This is a genomic window from Ideonella sp. P3_A4 (assembly GCF_056403075.1).
Genome location: NZ_JBFUGE010001164.1, coordinates 1 through 1,061, shown reverse-complemented (window position 1 = coordinate 1,061; position 1,061 = coordinate 1). Strand labels below are relative to the sequence as shown.

Annotated in this window: 1 protein-coding gene; it reads right to left on the bottom strand. The window is 65.0% G+C overall.

What is annotated here, in order from left to right; all coding sequences use genetic code 11:
* The coding region (locus AC1DYI_RS36655; RefSeq protein WP_477208993.1) for a glycoside hydrolase family 9 protein at positions 1-1,061 on the bottom strand (1,061 nt) is incomplete at both ends.

Sequence of the window (1,061 nt, the reverse complement as noted above, 5' to 3'; positions counted from 1 at the left end):
TTGTCGAACAGCGCGATGCTGGTGACCTTGGCCACGCCCGATTGCGGCAGGCCGATGTACGACGGGTCGTTCGCCGGGTTCCAGTAGTTGCTGCCCTCCGGCGCGGCGATGCGCATCTGCAGCTCTTTCTTGTAGGCCGACTGGCCGCCCGGGTAGATGTTGGTGCCGGTGAAGTCGCCGGTGGCGAAGTACAGGTTGCTGGTGCCGCAGCGCTGCAGCTGCTTCACCACACCGCCGTCCGAATAGTTGGAGCTGACCTTGATGTCGGCCGCGGTGTGGCCGGCAGCGAAGACCTCGGTCAGGTCGACGTAGTAGCGAAAGCTCAGCTTGGTGGCGTTGTGCGCCGGCCAGCCTGAACGGTTGTTCACCAGGGCCTTGATCTCGGTGTAGGTTGCGCCCGAGCTGTTGATGCCGGCCTCGACGAACTGCTCGTCTTCGGTCGGCACTTCGGCCTGCGGGAAGTCCGGCAGCGGGATGCTTCCGGKGTACAGCGTTTGCGCAGCCGCCAGTACGCCAGTCACCGCCGCGTTGTAGTCGGTGGCGACCTCGTTCGAGACGTAGTCAGTGATGCTGTCGGTGTAGGCATCGGTGGCGCTGGGGCCACCGACCATTGCGCCATAGAGCGTGTGGCGGTGGTTGGTCGGCACCGATTGGCTGTCGCTCCACGAGCCATGCGCGGTGCGGTGGTGCGGGTGCTGCGGCGCAGCGGTGCCGAAGCCGATCATGTAGCTGCCATGGCGCGGGTTGTCGCCCAGCGCGTAGTGCAGCTGCTTCATTGCGAAGTCGCGGTAGGTCTGCTTCTTGTCGGCATTGGCCACGTCCTTCGCGTAGACCATCGCGAGGAACGACTCGTTCAGCGCGTAGCGCAGCGAGCCCCATTGCGACAGCCAGCTCAGGCCACCGGGCGTCACTGTCACGTGCTCACCCTCGGGCGTGCCCGTGGTCCAGTAGGCGAGGTTGCGCTCGATCGCGTCGATGTACTTCTGCTTGCCGGTGATGCGCGCGAGCAGCAGGTAGACGCCGTAATGCTTGCTGTCCCAGTCCTGCGTCCACTTGTAGGG